Annotated in this window: 18 protein-coding genes; 6 read left to right on the top strand and 12 right to left on the bottom strand. The window is 71.6% G+C overall.

What is annotated here, in order from left to right; genetic code table 11:
* Positions 1-108: 108 nt before the first annotated feature.
* Together ACIQNG_RS14965 and ACIQNG_RS14960 are read right to left on the bottom strand one after the other, a co-directional pair.
* Entirely contained in the window at positions 109-1,194 is a 1,086-nt protein-coding gene (locus ACIQNG_RS14965) for an EamA family transporter (RefSeq protein ID WP_401485185.1), read from the bottom strand.
* A 98-nt stretch (positions 1,195-1,292) separates the two neighbouring features.
* Positions 1,293-4,469 (bottom strand): FAD-linked oxidase C-terminal domain-containing protein, encoded by a 3,177-nt coding sequence (locus tag ACIQNG_RS14960; protein ID WP_401485184.1) that lies wholly within the window; start codon positions 4,467-4,469, stop codon positions 1,293-1,295.
* 153 nt (positions 4,470-4,622) lie between these two features.
* Here ACIQNG_RS14960 and ACIQNG_RS14955 point away from each other — a divergent pair, with 153 nt between their 5' ends.
* Together ACIQNG_RS14955 and serC are read left to right on the top strand one after the other, a co-directional pair.
* Positions 4,623-5,057, top strand: coding sequence for a DNA-binding protein (locus ACIQNG_RS14955; protein ID WP_401485182.1), 435 nt, complete (start codon positions 4,623-4,625; stop codon positions 5,055-5,057).
* A 143-nt stretch (positions 5,058-5,200) separates the two neighbouring features.
* A complete protein-coding gene (serC, locus tag ACIQNG_RS14950; protein WP_401428306.1) occupies positions 5,201-6,319 on the top strand; it encodes a phosphoserine transaminase in 1,119 nt (372 codons plus the stop codon).
* A gap of 156 nt (positions 6,320-6,475) precedes the next feature.
* Here serC and ACIQNG_RS14945 read toward each other — a convergent pair whose 3' ends face one another.
* From ACIQNG_RS14945 to ACIQNG_RS14925, 5 genes are all read right to left on the bottom strand, one after another.
* Positions 6,476-6,742 carry a hypothetical protein gene (locus ACIQNG_RS14945; RefSeq protein ID WP_401485180.1) on the bottom strand — a complete coding sequence of 89 codons (267 nt, stop codon included), beginning with the start codon at positions 6,740-6,742 and terminating at the stop codon, positions 6,476-6,478.
* Between the two features lie 84 nt (positions 6,743-6,826).
* The gene (locus ACIQNG_RS14940; protein WP_401485178.1) at positions 6,827-7,006 is read right to left on the bottom strand and encodes a DUF397 domain-containing protein; all 180 of its coding nucleotides are present in this window, start codon (positions 7,004-7,006) and stop codon (positions 6,827-6,829) included.
* The gene (locus tag ACIQNG_RS14935) at positions 7,003-7,872 is read right to left on the bottom strand and encodes a helix-turn-helix domain-containing protein (protein ID WP_401428298.1); all 870 of its coding nucleotides are present in this window, start codon (positions 7,870-7,872) and stop codon (positions 7,003-7,005) included. The genes ACIQNG_RS14940 and ACIQNG_RS14935 overlap by 4 nt, the downstream gene beginning before the upstream one ends.
* A gap of 273 nt (positions 7,873-8,145) precedes the next feature.
* On the bottom strand, positions 8,146-8,967 hold the full coding sequence (locus tag ACIQNG_RS14930) for an ABC transporter permease (protein WP_401428693.1): 822 nt from the start codon (positions 8,965-8,967) through the stop codon (positions 8,146-8,148).
* A gap of 14 nt (positions 8,968-8,981) precedes the next feature.
* A complete protein-coding gene (locus ACIQNG_RS14925) occupies positions 8,982-9,995 on the bottom strand; it encodes an ATP-binding cassette domain-containing protein (protein WP_401485176.1) in 1,014 nt (337 codons plus the stop codon).
* Between the two features lie 115 nt (positions 9,996-10,110).
* On the opposite strand from ACIQNG_RS14925, the gene ACIQNG_RS14920 reads away from it, so the two are divergent.
* Positions 10,111-10,947: a TetR/AcrR family transcriptional regulator gene (locus ACIQNG_RS14920; RefSeq protein ID WP_401485687.1), complete on the top strand. Its 837-nt coding sequence runs from the start codon at positions 10,111-10,113 to the stop codon at positions 10,945-10,947.
* Positions 10,948-11,200: 253 nt separating this feature from the next.
* Here the strand turns inward: ACIQNG_RS14920 and ACIQNG_RS14915 are convergent, their stop codons facing one another.
* A complete protein-coding gene (locus ACIQNG_RS14915) occupies positions 11,201-12,208 on the bottom strand; it encodes a WD40 repeat domain-containing protein (RefSeq protein WP_401428294.1) in 1,008 nt (335 codons plus the stop codon).
* Between the two features lie 86 nt (positions 12,209-12,294).
* Here ACIQNG_RS14915 and ACIQNG_RS14910 point away from each other — a divergent pair, with 86 nt between their 5' ends.
* Positions 12,295-12,978: an SGNH/GDSL hydrolase family protein gene (locus ACIQNG_RS14910; protein WP_401485173.1), complete on the top strand. Its 684-nt coding sequence runs from the start codon at positions 12,295-12,297 to the stop codon at positions 12,976-12,978.
* Positions 12,979-13,058: 80 nt separating this feature from the next.
* Here the strand turns inward: ACIQNG_RS14910 and ACIQNG_RS14905 are convergent, their stop codons facing one another.
* Positions 13,059-13,868: an aminoglycoside adenylyltransferase family protein gene (locus tag ACIQNG_RS14905; RefSeq protein ID WP_401485171.1), complete on the bottom strand. Its 810-nt coding sequence runs from the start codon at positions 13,866-13,868 to the stop codon at positions 13,059-13,061.
* Between the two features lie 85 nt (positions 13,869-13,953).
* On the opposite strand from ACIQNG_RS14905, the gene ACIQNG_RS14900 reads away from it, so the two are divergent.
* Positions 13,954-14,946, top strand: a complete 993-nt coding sequence (locus ACIQNG_RS14900; protein WP_401485169.1) for an aldo/keto reductase — start codon at positions 13,954-13,956, stop codon at positions 14,944-14,946.
* Positions 14,947-15,167: 221 nt separating this feature from the next.
* Here ACIQNG_RS14900 and thpR read toward each other — a convergent pair whose 3' ends face one another.
* From thpR to ACIQNG_RS14885, 3 genes are read right to left on the bottom strand one after another with little or no spacing between them, the layout of a single operon-like run.
* Complete coding sequence (gene thpR / locus ACIQNG_RS14895) at positions 15,168-15,740, bottom strand: RNA 2',3'-cyclic phosphodiesterase (protein WP_401485167.1); 573 nt, start codon at positions 15,738-15,740, stop codon at positions 15,168-15,170.
* 7 nt (positions 15,741-15,747) lie between these two features.
* Entirely contained in the window at positions 15,748-17,184 is a 1,437-nt protein-coding gene (locus tag ACIQNG_RS14890; RefSeq protein WP_401485165.1) for an MFS transporter, read from the bottom strand.
* 60 nt (positions 17,185-17,244) lie between these two features.
* The gene (locus ACIQNG_RS14885; RefSeq protein WP_401485163.1) at positions 17,245-17,682 is read right to left on the bottom strand and encodes a MarR family winged helix-turn-helix transcriptional regulator; all 438 of its coding nucleotides are present in this window, start codon (positions 17,680-17,682) and stop codon (positions 17,245-17,247) included.
* Positions 17,683-17,830: 148 nt separating this feature from the next.
* Between ACIQNG_RS14885 and ACIQNG_RS14880 the strand changes: the two genes are divergently transcribed.
* Positions 17,831-18,019: a ribbon-helix-helix protein, CopG family gene (locus ACIQNG_RS14880; RefSeq protein ID WP_401485161.1), complete on the top strand. Its 189-nt coding sequence runs from the start codon at positions 17,831-17,833 to the stop codon at positions 18,017-18,019.
* Positions 18,020-18,116 lie beyond the last annotated feature (97 nt).

Here is an 18,116-nt window from a genome sequence, read left to right as displayed (position 1 = left end):
GCACGCTTGCCTGATTTTCTTATGGAGGGACTGTGACCGCGACGGCCACCGGGTGGGGCGAGAAGGGCCGGGCCGGTCAGGCAGCGGGGCGACGACCCCGGCGACCGGTCAGTCAGCGGGTCCGGCCGACCCCTCGTCCGCTCCCTCGGCACCTCTCGACTCCCTCCCCGCCCTCGGCGTTCTCCCGCCCTTCGGCTCCTTCCCCGCCCTAGGCGTTCTCCCGCCCCCCGGCTTCCTCCCGCCCACCTGGGTCCGTACCGCGCCCATGCTCGCCGCGATCACCAGGGCGATGGCGGCGGACTCGGCGGCGGAGAGGGCCTGGTTGAGGACGAGGAAGCCGGCGAGGGCGGCGATGGCGGGTTCCAGGCTCATCAGGACGGCGAAGGTGGGGGCGGGCAGGCGGCGCAGCGCCAGCAGCTCAAGGGTGTACGGCAGCACCGACGACAGCACCGCGACCGCACCGCCCAGCAGGAGGATCTCCGGGTCCAGCAGCTTCGTACCGGACTCGGCGACGCCCAGCGGCAGGAACAGCACCGCCGCCACCGCCATCGCCAGCGCGAGCCCGTCCGCCTGCGGGAAGCGTCTGCCGGTCCGCGCGCTGAACACGATGTACGCCGCCCACATCACCCCCGCCGACAGCGCGAAGGCCGCGCCCGCCGGATCGAGGGTGTCGAAGCCTCCGCCGCCCAGCAGGAAGACCCCGGCCAGGGCGAGGCCCGCCCAGACGAGGTTGATCGCCCGGCGGGAGGCGATGACCGACAGGGCCAGCGGCCCGAGCACCTCCAGGGTGACGGCGGGGCCCAGCGGGATACGGGCCACGGCCTGGTAGAAGAGGCCGTTCATCGCGGCCATCGTGAGGCCGAAGACCAGCACCGTGCCCCAGTCCGTGCGGGAGTGGCCGCGCAGCCGGGGGCGGCAGATGAGCAGCAGGACGATCGCCGCCACCGCCAGCCGCAGTGTGACGATCCCGAGCGCCCCGGCCCGGGGCATCAGGCTGACCGCCAGCGCCCCGCCGAACTGCACCGACAGCCCGCCCGCCAGCACCAGCCCGACGGGGCCGAGCGAGCCACGGCGGCCCGGGCTGCCCCCGTCGGGGGAGGCGGCGGACGAGGCGGCTGCCACGGCCTCGGGCGCCGACGTCGGCGCGGACGGGGGCGTCGACGTCGGTGTGAGGGCGGAGTCGGGGGTGGTCACAGGGCGTTCCAGGGGGCTCGGGCGGGGCTGCGGGCGTTCACTGGCATGCACCCGGCGTTCATTAGCATGCACTTTCCAGTCCAGGGTAGTGGACTGGGTCAGGCGTGTGAACCAGGAATGCCACTGACATCCGTGTCATCCTCCTCACGTCCCTCCACCAGCCCGTCCGCGAGCACCTCCGCCAGATGGCGGCCTGTCACCTGGGCGAGCTGGTCCAGTTGGGTGCGGCAGGAGTAGCCGTCCGCCAGGACCACGGCGTCGTCGGGCGCCGACCGGACCGACGGGAGGAGCTGTTCCTCCGCGCAGGCGCGGGACACTTCGCCGTGGCCGCGTTCGAAACCGAAGTTCCCGGCGAGGCCGCAGCAGCCGCCGGACAGGGTGCCGGTGAGTCCGGCCGCCTCGCGGAGCCGGCGCTCGGCCGCGTCGCCGAGCACGGCGTGCTGGTGGCAGTGGGTCTGTCCGGCCACGGGCCGGTCGAGCCGGGGTGGTCTCCACTGCGGGGCGTACCGCTCCAGGGCCTGTGCGAAGGTCAGCACCCGGGAGGCGAGGCGGGCGGCGCGCGGGTCGTCGGGCAGCAGTTCGGGAAGGTCGGTGCGCAGCGCGGCGGCGCAACTGGGCTCCAGGACGACGACCGCTGTCGGTGTCTCCAGCACCGGGCCCATCAGATCGAGGGTCCGGCGCAGCACCGCGCGGGCCCGGTCCAGTTGCCCCGTCGAGGTGTACGTCAGTCCGCAGCAGACGCGGCCCCGTCCCCGCAGGACGGACATCGGGTCCATGGCGACCGACACTCCGTCCCCGACCGGCGGGCGCTTCAGATGCAGAGTGGGCGGCAGTCCGACGCGCAGCCCGGCCGCCTCCAGCACCCGCACGGCGGCCTGTCCGACGGAGGGCGAGAGGTGTTCGGTGAAGGTGTCGGGCCAGAGGATGACCAACTCGGCGTCGGCCCGCCCCGGCGCCCCACCCGCTCGGGCAGGCGCCCCGCCCGCTCGCACGGGTGGCCCGTCTGCTCGCACGGGTGGCCCGTCCGCTCGCCCAGGTGGCCCGCCCGCTCGCGCAGGCGACCCGTTCGCTCGCACGGGTGGCCCATCCGCTCGCGCAGGCGACCCGCCCGTTCGCCTCGGCGACCGGTCCGCTCGCGCAGCCACCCCGTCCGTTCCCACGGGTGACCCCTCCGCTCTCACCAGCGCCCTCCCGCGCCGGTCCTCCCACCACCGGCTGAAGGTCCGGGTGGCCAGCCGGGGGAGCGCCCGGTCCCGGTCGATCCCGGCGAGCCGCTTCCCGAGGCGGGCGAGGGGACCCACGGCGGCGAGCGCGTTGATCAGCCGGGCGGTGCGGGTCCGGCTGATCCAGCGCAGCCAGGTCGGGAGCCGGCCCAGCGCGTAGTGGGCGGCGGGGCGGCGGCGCCCGGCGTAGTGGTGGTGCAGGAACTCCGCCTTGTAGGTGGCCATGTCGACGCCGACCGGGCAGTCGGAGCGGCAGCCCTTGCAGGACAGGCACAGATCCAGCGCGTCCCGTACCTCGGTCGAGCGCCAGCCGTCGGTCACCAGCTCACCGGCGAGCATCTCGTGCAGCAGCCGGGCGCGCCCCCGGGTGGAGTGGGCCTCCTCGCCGGTCGCGCGGAAGGACGGGCACATGACGTCGGCCCCGGCGGGGGTGGTCGTACGGCATTTGGCGACTCCGACGCAGCGGCGGACGGCGGCGGAGAAGTCGCCGTCGTCGGCGGGGTAGCCGAAGGCCACGTCCACGGGGGTGCGGGGCAGGACGGCGAAGCGGAGGTCGGCGTCGAGCGGGGCGGGGCGGACCAGGACACCGGGGTTGAGCAGGCCGTCGGGGTCCCAGACGTCCTTGACCCGCTCGAACAGGCCGACCAGGTCCGGCCCGTACATCTTCGGCAGCAGTTCGGCGCGGGCCTGTCCGTCGCCGTGCTCCCCGGAGAGCGAGCCGCCGTGTGCCACCACCAGCTCCGCCTGCTCCTGCGAGAAGCGGCGGAACCGGGCGACGCCCGCCTCGCTGAGCAGGTCGAAGTCGATGCGGACATGGATGCAGCCGTCGCCGAAGTGGCCGTACGGCGTTCCGCGCAGTCCGTGCGCCGACAGCAGGGCGCGGAAGTCCCGCAGATAGGGGCCGAGTCGGGCCGGGGGCACCGCGCAGTCCTCCCAGCCGGGCCATGCCTCGCTGCCGTCGGGCATACGGGTCGCCGTACCGGCCGCGTCCTCGCGGATGCGCCACAGTGCGCGGCGGACCACCGGGTCGGTCACCACGAGCGCGTCGAGCGCGTCGGCGGCGCGGACGACGGCGTCGGCCGCCGCGCGTGCCTGCGCCTCCGTCTCCCCGCCCGTCTCCACGAACAGCCACGCGCCGCCGCGCGGCAGCCCCGTGCGGTCCGGCACCAGGTCGGCCGCCATGCCCTCGACCGTCAGCGGCCCGTACGGCAGCAGGCCCGGGGCGGCCTCGGCGGCGGCGCTCTCGTCGGCGTACCCGAGGACGGCCAGGGCTTGGGCGGGCGGGGCCTCGACCAGTCGTACGACGGCCTCCGTGAGCACGCCGAGGGTGCCTTCGGAGCCGCAGAAGGAGCGGGCGACGTCGGTGCCGTGCTCGGGGAGCAGGGCGTCGAGGGCGTAGCCGGAGATACGGCGGGGGAGGTCGGGGAAGCCGTTGCGCAACCGCTCCGCCTCCCCCTCCACCAGGGCGCGCAGCCCGTCGGGCGCCCCGGACCACCCTCGTCCCGGCGACCACCCTCGTCCCGGCCGGAGCCGCTCCCCCCGGGCGGTGAGCACGGTCAGCTCCCGTACGTTGTCCGCCGTCGTCCCCCAGGCCACCGAGTGGGAGCCGCAGGAGTTGTTGGCGATCATCCCGCCCAGGGTGCAGCGGCTGTGGGTGGCCGGATCAGGGCCGAAGCGCAGGCCGTGCGGGGCGGCGGCCTCCTGGAGGCGGTCGAGGACGAGCCCCGGCTGGACCACGGCGGTCCGTGACTCGGGGTCCAGGGACACGAGGCCGTTCATATGGCGGGTGAAGTCGAGCACGACACCCTTGCCGGTCGCCTGCCCGGCGATCGACGTACCGCCGCCGCGCGGCACCACGGGCACACCGCGCGCCCGGCACACCGCGAGCACCGCCGCCACGTCGTCGGCGTCCCGGGGGGCCACCACGCCCCGGGGGACGTGGCGGTAGTTGGACGCGTCCATGGTGACCAGTGCGCGCGAGGTGATGTCGAAGCCGACCTCGCCCCGGACGGCGGCGCGTAGCTCCGCTTCGAGACCCGTGTGATCCGTCATGGGTCCAGGATGCACGTGCTCACGGACAGTGACGTCGAGTTGTCCACAGGGGCGCGGCAATTGTCGTACTGTCACACCCATTACCCCCTCACTAAACAACTCGTTTAAAACAATCCATTGACATCAACCCGCACACGAGTGCACCCTTGAGGCATGGACGACGCCACAGACCCCTTCACTCCCCCGCACCCCGAACAGGCGCGCGCGCAGCGGGTGTACGCCTCCCTCATGCGGGTCGCGGAGCGCCACGCTGCGACCGACGACCAGCGGCGACGCCAGACGCACCCCGCCTTCCTCGGACCGCATGAGGCCGTACGGCTGGTGTCCTTCCTGCTCAGCGGCGCGGCGCTGCGGGAGGAGGGGGAGCCGGAGGTGGACCAGGCGGACATCACCGCCGCGCTGACCCTCGTACCGCTGGTGCGCGGCGAGATGGACGAGTTGGAGACCGGGCTGCTCCAGATGGCGCGGGGGCGCGGGATGACCTGGCAGGAGATCGCGTTCGGGCTGGGACTGGGGACCCCGCAGGCGGCCCGGCAGCGGTACGAGCGGCTGGCGAGCCGGACGTCGGACGGGGAGACCCCGAGCTGACGGGGAGACCCCGAGTCAGAGCCCGCCGGGATCGGGTTGTCGGGATCGGGTTGTCGGGACCCACAAGTCCGCGACCCGGGCGAGCTGTCTCATCGGACGGACACGGTTCCGCCCGGTTTGGCCCAGCCGATACCCTCCGGCTCGTGGCCGACATCCAGATTCCCGCTGACATCAAGCCCGCCGACGGTCGATTCGGCGCTGGCCCCTCCAAGGTGCGTGTCGAGGCGCTGGACGCCCTCGCCGCCACCGGTACGTCCCTGCTCGGCACCTCCCACCGCCAGGCTCCGGTGAAGAACCTGGTCGGCAAGGTGCGCGAGGGCATCCGCGAACTGTTCCAGCTCCCCGACGGCTACGAGGTGATCCTCGGCAACGGCGGCTCCACGGCGTTCTGGGACATCGCCACGCACGGTGTGATCGAGAACAAGTCCCAGCACCTCAACTTCGGTGAGTTCAGCTCCAAGTTCGCGAAGGCGGCGAAGCTGGCGCCGTGGCTGGCCGAGCCGGACGTCATCGCCTCCGACCCCGGTACGCACCCCGAGCCGGTGGCGACGGCGGGCGTCGACGTCTACGCGTTCACGCACAACGAGACCTCGACCGGTGTCGCGATGCCGATCAAGCGGGTCGCGGGCGCGGACGAGGGCGCGCTGGTACTGGTGGACGCCACCTCGGGCGCCGGCGGTCTGCCGGTGGACGTGGCCGAGACGGATGTGTACTACTTCGCCCCGCAGAAGTCGTTCGCGTCGGACGGCGGTCTGTGGATCGGGGTGTTCTCCCCGGCCGCGATCGAGCGGGCGGAGCGCGTCCACGCGTCGGGCCGCCACATCCCGGAGTTCTTCTCCCTGCCCACCGCGATCGACAACTCCCGCAAGAACCAGACGTACAACACGCCGGCGCTGGCCACCCTGTTCCTCCTCAACGAGCAGCTTGAGTGGATCAACGGCCAGGGCGGTCTGGACTGGTCGGTACGGCGTACGGCCGCCTCCGCGCGGACGCTGTACGGCTGGGCGGAGAGCGTGAAGTTCGCCGACCCGTTCGTCACCGACCCGGCGAAGCGCTCGCAGGTCATCGGCACGATCGACTTCACCGACGAGGTGGACGCCACCGCCGTCGCCAAGGTCCTGCGCGCCAACGGCATCGTCGACACCGAGCCCTACCGCAAGCTCGGCCGCAACCAGCTCCGCGTCGCGATGTTCCCGGCCATCGACCCGGCGGACGTCGAGGCCCTCACCAAGTGCGTGGACTACGTCATCGACCAGCTCTGACCTGAACTCCCCCAGTCGCACGAGGCGACCGACAACGCCCGTACGACAAGGAGAACGCACGACGACAAGAACGTACGACGACAAGAACGTACGACAACGTACGACCACGAGAACGCCCCGCGGATTCCGATCCGCGGGGCGTTCTTCATCCGTGCCTCAGTCGTCCCCGGTGCCGCCCTCCGCGAACAGCTCCTCGGCGCTCGTCACACTCAGGGACCGGTCGAACCACTCCCCCAGCACCTCCAGGTCGACGCAGCTCGTGATGCGCTCCCGGTCGGCGTCGGAGACATCGATCCCGCGTACGCCGAGAATGTGCAGGATGTCCCCCGCACGCCCCTTGGCCATACCTTCCGCGCGGCCCGCGAGCCACGCTTCCTCGACGACCGTCCCGCTGCCGGGGAAGTTCGGGCTCCACGTGCGCATCAGCTGCCTCCAGAGGTCTCGGGCCGGGCCCTCACCCAGACCGATCTCGACCTTTCCCGTGAGGGCTCGCAAGGGGGTTGTGGGTTACGCGAACTGGCGTATGAAGGCGGCCCAGACCGGGGCCGAGATGGTGACGCGGGGGCCGTGGGGCTGCTTGCTGTCGCGTAGGGCCCGGCCACCGGATCGGGTTTCGGCCACTTCGACGCAGTTGTTCTCCTGCCCCGAGTACGACGACTTCCGGAAGGGGCTTATGGCCTCGGTCACGGTGTGTTTTCCTTCACGCTCCGCAGCACGCCCCGGATGAACCTCGCGCTCGCGGCCGGCGTCAACGCTGACGATCGTAGTAGGTCGTATGCATTGGCGTAAGCGGCAAGGTCCTCGGGTCCTTCCAGCACCGATGTGCCTCGGAGGTTGTCCATCGTGACCGCCTCCACCGTCGGTTCCTGGCCGAAGCTGAAGGACGAGAACGCGGAGGTGTATCCAGCCAATCCGCCCGCGCTGAACGGCAGCACCTGCACCGTGACGTTCTTGCGTTTCGCGATGTCGAGAATGGCCGAGAGCTGCTCCCGGTGGATCTCCACGCTCTCCAGCGGGTGCGCCACCACCGCCTCCCAGAGGATCGCCGTGTACGACGCCCCGCCCTCCTCGATCTTCGCCTGCCGGCCCACCCTCACCTTCACCAACTGAGCCACCCGCTCAGGGTCGATGTAGTGCGGACCGCCCGCGATCGCCGCCTGCGCGTACGCCGGGGTCTGCAACAGGCCCGGCACCATCACCGGCTGCCACTCCCGGATGTAGGTCGCGTCGTCCTCCAGGGCGATGTGGTCCACGTAGTCCGGCCGCAGATGCGCCGCGTGCTCCAGCCACCAGCCCCGGTTCCTGGAGTGCTTGGCCAGCTCCTCCAGTTGGGCCCGCTCCTCCGGGTCGTCCACGCCGTACGCGTCCAGCAGCAGCCGTACCTCGATGACCCGCGCCGTGACATGCCCGCTCTCCAGACGGCTGATCCTCGCCTGGCTCGCCGCGATCACCTCGGCGGCGGTCGGCTGGTCGAGACCGGCGACATGCCGGTGCTGCCTCAGCGCCGTGCCCAGCCGCCTGCTGCGCACCGTCGGCCGTCCACCTGCGGGCATGGGACCTCCCTTTCCTCGGGCACGATCCCACAGCCCATGAGACGTCCCAGGTCTCTGAGCTGCCATCACTCGATCGAGTGGACGAGTGAATACATTCACCCGACGGTCATGCACCCGACGCAAGAGGAGGAGCAGAGGGAGGGGGAGGGGGAGGAGGAGGGGGACCCGGACAGGGGCAGGGGCAGGGGCAGGGAGTATCGACGCGTAGGCTCCCCAGCCGGTTCTTCGGCTGGGGAGCCTATCCCCGTCACCACCCGTGCCCCGTCTACGCCGTCACCGGCTCAGCCGCTGGAACCTCCGTACCGCCAGCGGCAGGAAGATCGCCGTCAGGATCAGCGGCCACAGCCCGGACATCAGCAGCGCGTTCTGCTCGATCCAGGAGTCCCCGCCGCCGACCGGCGTCCCGAACAGGTCCCGGGTCGCCGCCGCCGTGGAGGAGATGGGGTTCCACGCGGCCACCCAGCCGAGCCAGTCGGGCATGAGCTGGGGGGCGACGAAGATGCTGGAGATCATCGTCAGCGGGAACGCCACCGCGAACAGCCCGCCCGCCGCCTCCGGGTTGGGGACCATCAGGCCGAGCCAGACACCGATCCAGATCAGCGCGAAGCGCAGCCACAGCAGCAGTCCGAACGCCGCCAGGAAGCCCACTCCGCCGTCCGGGCGCCAGCCCATCGCCATCGCGGTCAGCATCATGATGGCCAGTTCGGCGCAGGCGATGATCAGGTCCGTCACCCCGCGCCCGGCCACCACCGCGGACGACGACATCGGCATGGAACGGAACCGGTCGATGACCCCCTTCGTGGCGTCGTACACCACCACCGTTGCCGTGTTGATGAACCCGAAGGCCATCGTCATCACGAACATGCCCGGCATCAGGAAGTCCTTGTAGTCCCCGCCGCCCGGCACCTGCATCGCGCTGCCGAAGACATAGCCGTAGAGGAGGACGGACAGGATGGGGAAGCCGAGTTGCCAGGCGATGTTGACCGGCTGGCGCTGGTAGTGGGTCAGTCCGCGCCGGACGATGTTCCAGACGTCCGAGAGCAGCCAGTACGTCTGCCCCCGCGAGGGCGGCCCGGTCAGGTCGGCGGACTTCAGGTCGGCGGTCGTCGTCACACCGCCACCTCCTCTTTCTTCTGCTCCGGGCTGCCCGGGGCGCCGCCCTCGCTCGTCGTGTCCGTCTTCTCCGCCCGGTGCCCCGTCAGCCGCAGGAAGACATCGTCCAGGCTCGGCCTGCGCAGGCCGATGTCCTCCACCTGGACGCCCTCGTCCTGAAGGGTGCGGGCCACCTCCGTGAGGGCGGCCACCCGGTCGGTGACCGGCGCGTGCACCCGCAACTCCGCCTCGTCCGCCTCGGGTTCGCCGTTCGAGACCCGGGAGACGACCCGCACCGCCCGCGCGAGGTCCGCGCGCTCGGCGAGCACGACCTCGACCCGGTCACCGCCGATGAGGTCCTTCAGTCCGTCCGGGGTGTCGTCGGCGATGGCCCGGCCCTGGTCGATCACGGTGATCCGGGACGCCAGCTTGTCGGCCTCCTCCAGATACTGCGTGGTCAGCAGGACCGTCGTACCGCCCGCGACCAGCGCCCGCACCGACTCCCACACCTCACCGCGGCTGCGCGGGTCGAGCCCGGTCGTCGGCTCGTCCAGGAACAGCACCGCCGGCGCGAGGATCATCGACGCCGCGAGGTCCAGCCGGCGCCGCATGCCCCCGCTGTAGCCGTCGGCGCCCTTGTCGGCCGCGTCCGTCAGATCGAACTGCTCCAGCAACTCGACGGCCCGGCTCTTCGCCCGCCGTCCGCCCAGATGGAAGAGGCGGCCGAACATCTCCAGGTTCTGCCGACCGGTGAGCACCTCGTCCACCGCCGCGTACTGGCCGGTGAGCCCGATCCGCGCCCGTACCTCGCGCGGCCGTCGGCCCACATCGTGCCCGGCCACCACGGCGTGTCCGCCGTCCAGCTTGACCAGCGTGGACAGGATGCGGACCGCGGTGGTCTTGCCCGCCCCGTTCGGCCCGAGCAACCCGTGCACGGTGCCCTCGCGCACCATGAGGTCGAAGCCGTCCAGTGCCCGTTTCTCGCCGTACCGCTTCTCCAGCCCCTCGGCCTTCACCGCGAATCCATCCATGGCAGTGCCCCTCCGTCGGCCCGCTTCCAAGTAACCGAGTACAGCGTACCCGATTACGCGTACGACGTACTCAATTTACTTTCCGCCGTTTAAACTGAGCGCCATGACGACCGGGATGACGAGCGGCAAGAACGTCGACGGCAGCACCGAGACGAGCGGCGCCGGTGACATCACCCGCACCCTCGAACTGCTGTGGGACACCGGTCGGCGACCGAGCCGCGGCCCCAAACCGGGGCTCACCCTGGACCGGATCGTGGCAGCGGCCATCCAGGTGGCGGACGCCGAGGGGCTGACGGGACTCTCCATGCGCCGCGTCGCCGCCGAACTCGGCACCGGCGCGATGTCCCTCTACCGCTACGTCCCCGGCAAGGCCGAACTCCTCGACCTGATGCTCGACCGCGTCCAGCGCCCCTCGGAGGACCCCGCGGACCTCGGCGACGGCACCTGGCGCTCAGCCCTGGAGGCCATGGGGCGCGAAACCCTCGCCCTCTACCGCCGCCACCCCTGGCTGCTCCACGTCAACCAGTCCCGGCCGATCCTCGGGCCCGGGGCCATGAACGGCATGGAGAAGGTGCTCAGCCGCATCAAGCAGATGGGCCTGACCGATCCCGAACTGATCGGCGTGATCGTCCTGGTCGACAGCTATGTCGTCGGCGCCGCGCGCACCCAGGTCCACCAGGAGGAGGTGGAGCGCCGGACCGGCCTCACCGACATGGAGTTCTGGGAGGCCCAGGTGCCGATCCTGGAGCAGGTCCTGGCCACCGGCCGCTTCCCCCTCATGGCCTCCCTCGCCGAGGACACCTGGGGCACCGAGTTCGACCACTTCGAGTTCGGCCTCCAGCGCATCCTCGACGGCCTGGAGGCACAGGTGGAACAGCGGGCCGAAGCCGGATCGGAGGCCGCGCCCAAACCCGGGAAGAGGGCCTGCCCCCCGCCCACCGACCCCCAGTAGGCCATCGGCCGTCACCTTCCGGGGCCGGCGGGCAGCCCCCATCCGACGTCACCGGTCAGCTCAGCCGTCAGCGGTCAACCCCGGCATCATCGGTCACCTCAGCCGTCAGCCCCGCCGTCAGGCGTCACCTCCGCCGTGAGCGGTCACCTCAGCCGTCAGCCCCGCCGTGACCGGTCAGCCGTCAGCCAAACGCCATCCGCCATCCGCCATCCGCCGTCCTCCGTCCTCCGTCCTCCGTCCGCCATCCGCCGCGCTACCGCCGCCGCCTCCGCCGCGCCCCCAGCAGCAGCGCCGCCGCCACGACCACCGCGAGCGCCCCGGCCCCGACCGAGAGACTGCGGCCCTCCCCCAACGCCCCCGAACCGGAGTCCGAACCCGAACCGGAGTCCGAGCCCGAGCCCGAGCCGCCGGAGCCCCCGCTCCCGCCGCCCGGCGGGTCCTCGGGCAGCACCTGACTGCCCTTCCCCTCCGCGCCGTACATCAGCTTCGTCCCGTCGGCCGTGTACGTGACCGACTCCCCCTGCACGAACCCGGTCGGCACGTTCAGCCGCTCCAGCCGCTTGAGCTTCCCGTCGTTCCACTCGTAGGCGAGGGCACCGAAGTAGCTGCGGACGACGAGATGACCGGCGTCCGGGGCGAGGGCCGCGTCGGTGGCCTCCAGGTCCGGGACGGCGGCGAGGGGCTTGAACACATTCATGCCGGACGTGGACAGCTCGGCCGGCCCCTCGTACAGGTGCCCGCCCTCGCTGTTCTTGTCGACGATGTAGACCCGCCCGGTCGTGGGATGCACGACCAGCGACTCGGCGTCCCGCGCCCCGTCGGAGTACTGGACGTCGTACTGCGTGGCCCGGATCGTCCGGTCCTTCAACTCCTTGGGCTCCGGCAGCCGGTAGATCCAGACGTGGTCCCAGGTGCCGCCGAGGTTGTCGCCGATGTCGCCCACATAGATCTGGTCGTCCGGGCCGATGGAGATCGCCTCGACGTCCCGCGGGGTGCCGACGCCGGCGAGGGTGACGGTGGCGACCGTCTCGCCCGTCGCGCTGTCCACGGCGTAGAGGAACGCCCCGTCGTCACTGTCGTTGTGGGTCCAGTAGATCCCCGGGTGCTGCCGGGACGCCGTGAGCCCGCTGGACTCGGTGATCCGCGGGTCCTTGATCGTGAAGCCCCGGTGCTCGTCCTCCCCGTCGGCGGCGACGGCGGGCGGCACGGTGAGTGCGGCCGTGAACAGGGCGGCGGCAAGGAGGACCACGGATCGGCGCATGTCCCCAAGACTGCCATCACCACCGGCCCCCCGAGGCCCGGCCCCCCGAGGCCCGACCCCCCGCGCCGATCGTTCATCATGAGCGAATGCTCAGGTTCATGCCCGTAGGCGACTCCATGACCATCGGCAGCGCGGGCGACCACACCTGGCGTCACCGCCTGTGGCGGCATCTGTGCACCACCTACGGCGGCCCGTTCACCCTGGTCGGCCCGCGCGAGACGCTCCACGACAAGACGGCCGACGCGCCCACCTCGTACGCCTACGCCGAACCCGACTTCCCGCGCGGGCATCTGGCCGGCTGGGGCGAGGGCTGGCTGCACATGGCGCCGCTGATCGGCGAGGCGGTGCGCACGACCCGGGCCGATGTGCTGCTGGTCTCCCTCGGCCTGATCGACCTGGGCTTCTACACCGGCCCCCGGCAGACGGCGGACAACGTCCGCGCCTTCGTGGCCAACGCCCGCGAGGCCCGGCCGCGCGTCGCCATGGTGGTGCTGCCGGTGACCCCCAACATCCGGGCCGCCTCGGACGCCGCCTTCGCCGCCCAGGTGGCCACGTTCAACGAACTCCTCGCCAAGACGGTGGCCGACCTGGACGAGCCGCGCTCACCGCTGCTGGTGGCCTCGCCGCCGACGTCGTACGACATCGACACGGACACCTACGACGGCACCCACCCCAACGCCCTCGGCGAGCACAAGATAGCGGCGGCCTTCGCGGAGGCGCTGTACCAAGGGTGGGATCTGGGCGGGGAGTACACCGAGGAACACCCCTGAACCGACCGGCCCGGCCACCGTCTTCGCGGGTCGGTCACCATCCCCCCCGGCCCCAGGCCCCCAGGCCACACCCCGTACGTCTACGCCCCCCGCCGAGCCTCCTCGATCGCCGCCGCCAGCGCCTCCGCCGCCCCCCGCGCCCCCTCCGGCGCAGGCACCCGCACCGGCACCCGCACGCCCCCGACCCGCTCCCCCCGCTCCCCCCGATACCCGTCCCGCGCCCACTCCAGCACCGGCCGGTGCTCGGCCGGGAGGCGTTCGAGGGCCCAGTCGGCGGCGGCGTCCTTGGAGCGGATGGCGCCGGTGGTGAGGGTGGTCCAGATGCGGGCGAGGGTGAGCAGGACGTTCCGGGTGTCGGTGTCGACCTCGGCCATCAGATCGGGGACCCCGGCGACGATCGCCCGCCGCAGATCGGCGTGCGGCACCTCGGGAAGCAGCGCGGCGGGCGGCGGACCGTACAGCGAGGTGTCGCCGTCGCGGGTCATGACGATCAGCGGGGCGAGGTCGGGCATCGGCTCGGGCCGCGGCACGTACCCCCGCTCGTACTCCTCCCGCAGCCACTCCCCGTACAGGAACTCGCAGCGCGGCGGATAGCGCCATGGGCTGATCTCGCCGCGCACCACGACGATCAGCTCCACCGGCCGCCGCTCGGGATCGCCGGGGGCACCGGAGACCCGCAGCAACTCCCGGACCAGTTCCCGGCGTCGCTCCTCGTCCAGTGGCCGTTCCACGACCACCAGCAGATCGAGGTCGCTGTCCGGCCGCAGCCCGGCCAGCACGGCGGAGCCGTGGAGATGGATGGCGCGGATGTCGTCGCCGAGGACGCGATGGAGCAGGCCCACGAGAGGAAGGAGGGAATCGTGGACGGAATCGGTGAGGGGGGTCGGCATGATCGGCACTATCGCCGTTGCTCACTCCCCGTGTCCAAAGCTTTAACTTGCCTGGAGTCCGCTCCAGGCCGTTGGCTGGTGGCCCATGGAGTACACGCAGCTCGGACGCACAGGACTCAAGGTCAGCCGGCTGGTGCTCGGCACCATGAACTTCGGCCCGCAGACCGACGAGCCGCACAGCCACGCGATCATGGACGCGGCGCTGGACGCGGGCATCAACTTCTTCGACACGGCGAACGTCTACGGCTGGGGCGAGAACAAGGGCCGTACGGAGTCGATCATCGGAAGCTGGTTCGCCAAGGGCGGCGGCCGGCGCGAGAAGGTCGTCCTCGCCACCAAGGTCTACGGCAACATGGGCGCCGAGGGCGAACCGTGGCCCAACGAGGACAAGCTCTCCGCGCTGAACATCCGCCGCGCGGTGGACGCCTCCCTCAAACGGCTCCAGACCGACCACATCGACCTCTACCAGTTCCACCACATCGACCGGTCGACCCCCTTCGAGGAGATCTGGCAGGCCATCGACGTACTGGTGGGCCAGGGCAAGATCCTCTACGTCGGCTCCAGCAACTTCCCCGGCTACAAGATCGCCCAGGCCAATGAGATCGCCGCCCGCCGCGACGGCACGATCGGGCTGGTCAGCGAGCAGTGCCTCTACAACCTGGCCGAGCGCCGCGCCGAGATGGAGGTCATCCCGGCCGCGCAGGAGTACGGCCTCGGCGTCATCCCCTGGTCCCCGCTGCACGGCGGGCTGCTCGGCGGCATCATCAAGAAGCAGGTCGAGGGAGGCCGCCGCGCCTCGGGCCGCGCCGCCGACGCCCTCAAGGACCCGGCGCTGCGCTCCCGGATCCAGTCGTACGAGGATCTCCTCGACAAGCACCACCTGGAACCCGGCGAGACCGCACTGGCCTGGCTCCTCACCCGCCCCGGCGTCACCGGCCCGATCGTCGGCCCCCGTACGACGGAACAGCTGGAGTCCGCCCTGCGGGCGGTGGAGCTGGAGCTGCCGGAGAGCCTTCTGACCGACCTGGACGAGCTGTTCCCGGGTACGGGCCCGTCCCCCGAGGCGTTCGCCTGGTAAGGCCCCCACGGCCTCCACGGCCCCCACGGCCCCCATGGCGCCCACGGCCCGCGCCGCTCCACGCCGGGAAGGGGCACGGGGCGCGGGGCACGGGGCGCGGGGCGCGGGGAGCCGCGCCCCACCTACCTCCCCACGGCAGAAGCCATGGCGACAACCACAAACATCAGTACGAGCGCACCGGCCATGATCCGGTTCCGGGTCTTCGGGTCCACCCCCCGAGCCTAACCGTCGCTCCCGAGCGCCCAACGCCCGACCACCTCGTACCGCGGCTGCTCCCCCGCCACCCCGGACACCGGCAACCGGCTGCGGACCAGTGTCAGCTCGTCCACCGCCCACTCCCGCCCGGCGAACAGGTCCAGCACCCGCACGTACTCGGCCACCTCCCACGCGGCGCGGCTCCGGGCCAGCGTGAGGTGCGCCCGGTACCGCCGGTGTTCCTCCATCGCCACCCCGGCCTTGCGCCCGGCCGCGTCCGCGCGCCCGGCGAGCAGCCGCAGCGCCGCGAGGTCCCCGGCGGCCCCGGCCCACAGCGCCCGCCCGCGCCCGAACTGGCCTCCGCCGCGTACGGCCAGCGCGAACGGGGCCGTACGCCGGGCCGCCCGCGCCAGCCGCTCCGACAGTTCCGGTACGACGTCGTCGGCGACCTCTCCGTAGAACGCGAGGGTGAAGTGCCACCCGGACGGCTCGGTCCAGCGCAGCCCCTCCCCACCGGGCAGGGCGCGCAGCGCGTCGACCGAGGCGGCGAGTTCCGCGACGACGGGTGCGGGTGGCAGCACGGCGGCGAACAGTCTCATCGGCACCTCACACCACCCGCGCCAGTGTCGTCCCGGGCTCCCCGTCAGGAGTCGTGGCGCCGCGCTGCCGGGGCACGAATCCCACCCGGGGATGGCCGGCGTGCCAGCCCATCGACAGCCGCAGTCCGCCCGCGCGGGCCACGATGACGCCTATGACGGCCGCCGCCAGCGCGGCGATCGCGCCACCGGCCGCGAGGCCGACCCGGGCGCCGTACGCGTCCGTGACCCATCCCACGATCGGGGCTCCGACGGGCGCCCCGCCGAGGAAGACCATCATGTAGAGGGCCATGACCCGGCCGCGCATGGCGGGGTCGGTGGCCATCTGGATGCTGGTGTTGGCGGTGACGTTCACCGTCATGCCGAAGATCCCGACCGGGATCATCATCAGCGCGAACATCCACAGCGACGGCGTCACCGCGGTCACGATCTCCACCAGGCCGAACAGCAGCGCGGCCCCGCTGAGCAGCCGCAGCCGCGCGGTGCCCCGGCGGGCGGCGAGCAGCGCTCCGGTGACGGAGCCGACGGCCATCAGGGTGTTGAAGAGGCTGTAGGCGCCGGCACCGCCGTGGAAGACGTCGGCCGCGAAGGCCGACAGGTAGACCGGGAAGTTGAAGGAGAACGTGCCGATGAACCCCACCAGCACGATCGGCCAGACCAGCTCGGGCCGTCCGGCGACATAGCGCAGTCCTTCCCTGAGCTGGCCCTTGCCGCGCGGGGCGCGTTCGACGGAGTGCAGCTCACGGGTGCGCATCAGCAGCAGACCGGTGATGGGCGCGATGAAGGAGACGCCGTTGAGCAGGAACGCCCAGCCCGTGCCCACGCCGGTGATCAGCAGACCGGCGACGGCGGGGCCGACCAGCCGGGCGGACTGGAAGTTCGCGGAGTTCAGGCTGACGGCGTTCTGGAGCTGGTCGGGGCCGACCATCTCGGTGACGAAGGACTGCCGGGCCGGGTTGTCCAGCACGGTCGCGAGACCGGCGACGAACGCGGCGAGGTAGACATGCCAGACCTGGACCTGCCCGGTGAGGGTCAGCGCGGCGAGCGCGAGACCGGTGAGGGCCATGGCGGTCTGGGTGGCGAGCAGGGTGGGCCGCTTGGGGAGCCGGTCGACCAGGACTCCGCCGTAGAGGCCGAAGAGGAGCATCGGCAGGAACTGGAGGGCCGTGGTGACACCGACGGCCGTGGCGGAGCCGGTGAGGCTGAGCACCAGCCAGTCCTGGGCGATGCGCTGCATCCAGGTGCCGGTGTTGGAGACGGCCTGCCCGAGGAAGAAGAGCCGGTAGTTGCGGACCTTCAGCGAGGCGAACATGGAGCTGCTGCTGTTGTTGTTCTTGGTGTTGCCCTTGGCGTTCTTAGTGTTGCCGTTGTTGTTCTTAGTGTTGGCGTTGGTGTTGTCGTCGGCTTGTGGTGCGGGTGCGGAGTCTGCTCCGGGTCCCGAACTCAAAGACGCTCCCCTCCTTGGGACGTGGTGATCTCCTGCTACGGCCGCTGCGCTCGGCGCGGCTCACAGATGCGCGAGCTTCTCCAGCACGGGGGCGGCGGCGCGGAGTTTCGCCCACTCGTCCTCGTCCAGACCCTCGGCCAGCGTGGCGAGGAAGGCGTTCCGCTTGGTGCGGCTCTCTTCGAGCATCGCCTCGGCCTGTTCGGTCGGGGTGACCACCTTCTGCCTGCGGTCCTCGTGGTGCGGCTCCAGCCGGACCAGGCCCTTGGCCTCCAGCAGCGCGACGATGCGGGTCATCGACGGCGGCTGGACATGCTCCTTGCGGGCCAGTTCGCCCGGGGTGGCGGAACCACAGCGGGCGAGGGTGCCCAGCACCGACATCTCGGTGGGGCTCAGCGACTCGTCGACCCGCTGGTGCTTGAGCCGACGGGACAGCCGCATCACGGCGGAGCGCAGGGCGTTCACGGCGGCGGCATCGCCGGCATAGGTGAGGTCCGACATGTCCTTAGCGTAACTCATTACTCTCGCTAAAGACCACCCGGAAACGCTGTGATTCCCATGATGCTCGCCGGGGAAACCGAACCGTCACCCGAACGAGTGAGTCGACTGCGGAAAGTGACACGTCGGGCGCCTGCGCGGGGTGACCCTCGTGCCCATGGGGACCAGCGTGCTCAGCCTGCGGATAGACGGGGAGCTGTACGAACAGCTCCGGCGCCATGCGGCGAAAAGAGGAATGAGCGTCCAGGACTATGTGATCCGGACGCTCATGCGGGACGACTTCGACCAGCGCTTCAAGACGGCGGTGGAGGAGACGGAGAGGTTCTACGGGGTCACCTGACCCCGGGCAGCCGGGCCGGACCCAGACCCGGGCCCAGCCCCGGGCTCAGACCCAGACCCAGCCCCGGGCTCAGACCCAAGACCCAGACCCGACCCAG

The organism is Streptomyces sp. NPDC091377 (assembly GCF_044757045.1).
Lineage (GTDB): Bacteria > Actinomycetota > Actinomycetes > Streptomycetales > Streptomycetaceae > Streptomyces.
This window is presented reverse-complemented; position numbering and strand designations above follow the sequence as displayed.

What these genes read in the sequence shown, in the direction of transcription:
- ACIQNG_RS14945 (WP_401485180.1), bottom strand. Translation starts at nt 6,742, where the DNA reads ATGCGCACGTGGAGCCCGAACTTCCCCGGCAGCGGGACGGTCGTCGAG.
- thpR (WP_401485167.1), bottom strand. Translation starts at nt 15,740, where the DNA reads ATGAGACTGTTCGCCGCCGTGCTGCCACCCGCACCCGTCGTCGCGGAA.
- ACIQNG_RS14960 (WP_401485184.1), bottom strand. Translation starts at nt 4,469, where the DNA reads ATGACGGATCACACGGGTCTCGAAGCGGAGCTACGCGCCGCCGTCCGG.
- ACIQNG_RS14925 (WP_401485176.1), bottom strand. Translation starts at nt 9,995, where the DNA reads ATGGATGGATTCGCGGTGAAGGCCGAGGGGCTGGAGAAGCGGTACGGC.
- ACIQNG_RS14885 (WP_401485163.1), bottom strand. Translation starts at nt 17,682, where the DNA reads ATGTCGGACCTCACCTATGCCGGCGATGCCGCCGCCGTGAACGCCCTG.
- ACIQNG_RS14900 (WP_401485169.1), top strand. Translation starts at nt 13,954, where the DNA reads ATGGAGTACACGCAGCTCGGACGCACAGGACTCAAGGTCAGCCGGCTG.
- ACIQNG_RS14955 (WP_401485182.1), top strand. Translation starts at nt 4,623, where the DNA reads ATGGACGACGCCACAGACCCCTTCACTCCCCCGCACCCCGAACAGGCG.
- ACIQNG_RS14910 (WP_401485173.1), top strand. Translation starts at nt 12,295, where the DNA reads ATGCTCAGGTTCATGCCCGTAGGCGACTCCATGACCATCGGCAGCGCG.
- ACIQNG_RS14905 (WP_401485171.1), bottom strand. Translation starts at nt 13,868, where the DNA reads ATGCCGACCCCCCTCACCGATTCCGTCCACGATTCCCTCCTTCCTCTC.
- ACIQNG_RS14935 (WP_401428298.1), bottom strand. Translation starts at nt 7,872, where the DNA reads ATGCCCGCAGGTGGACGGCCGACGGTGCGCAGCAGGCGGCTGGGCACG.
- ACIQNG_RS14915 (WP_401428294.1), bottom strand. Translation starts at nt 12,208, where the DNA reads ATGCGCCGATCCGTGGTCCTCCTTGCCGCCGCCCTGTTCACGGCCGCA.
- ACIQNG_RS14920 (WP_401485687.1), top strand. Translation starts at nt 10,111, where the DNA reads ATGACGAGCGGCAAGAACGTCGACGGCAGCACCGAGACGAGCGGCGCC.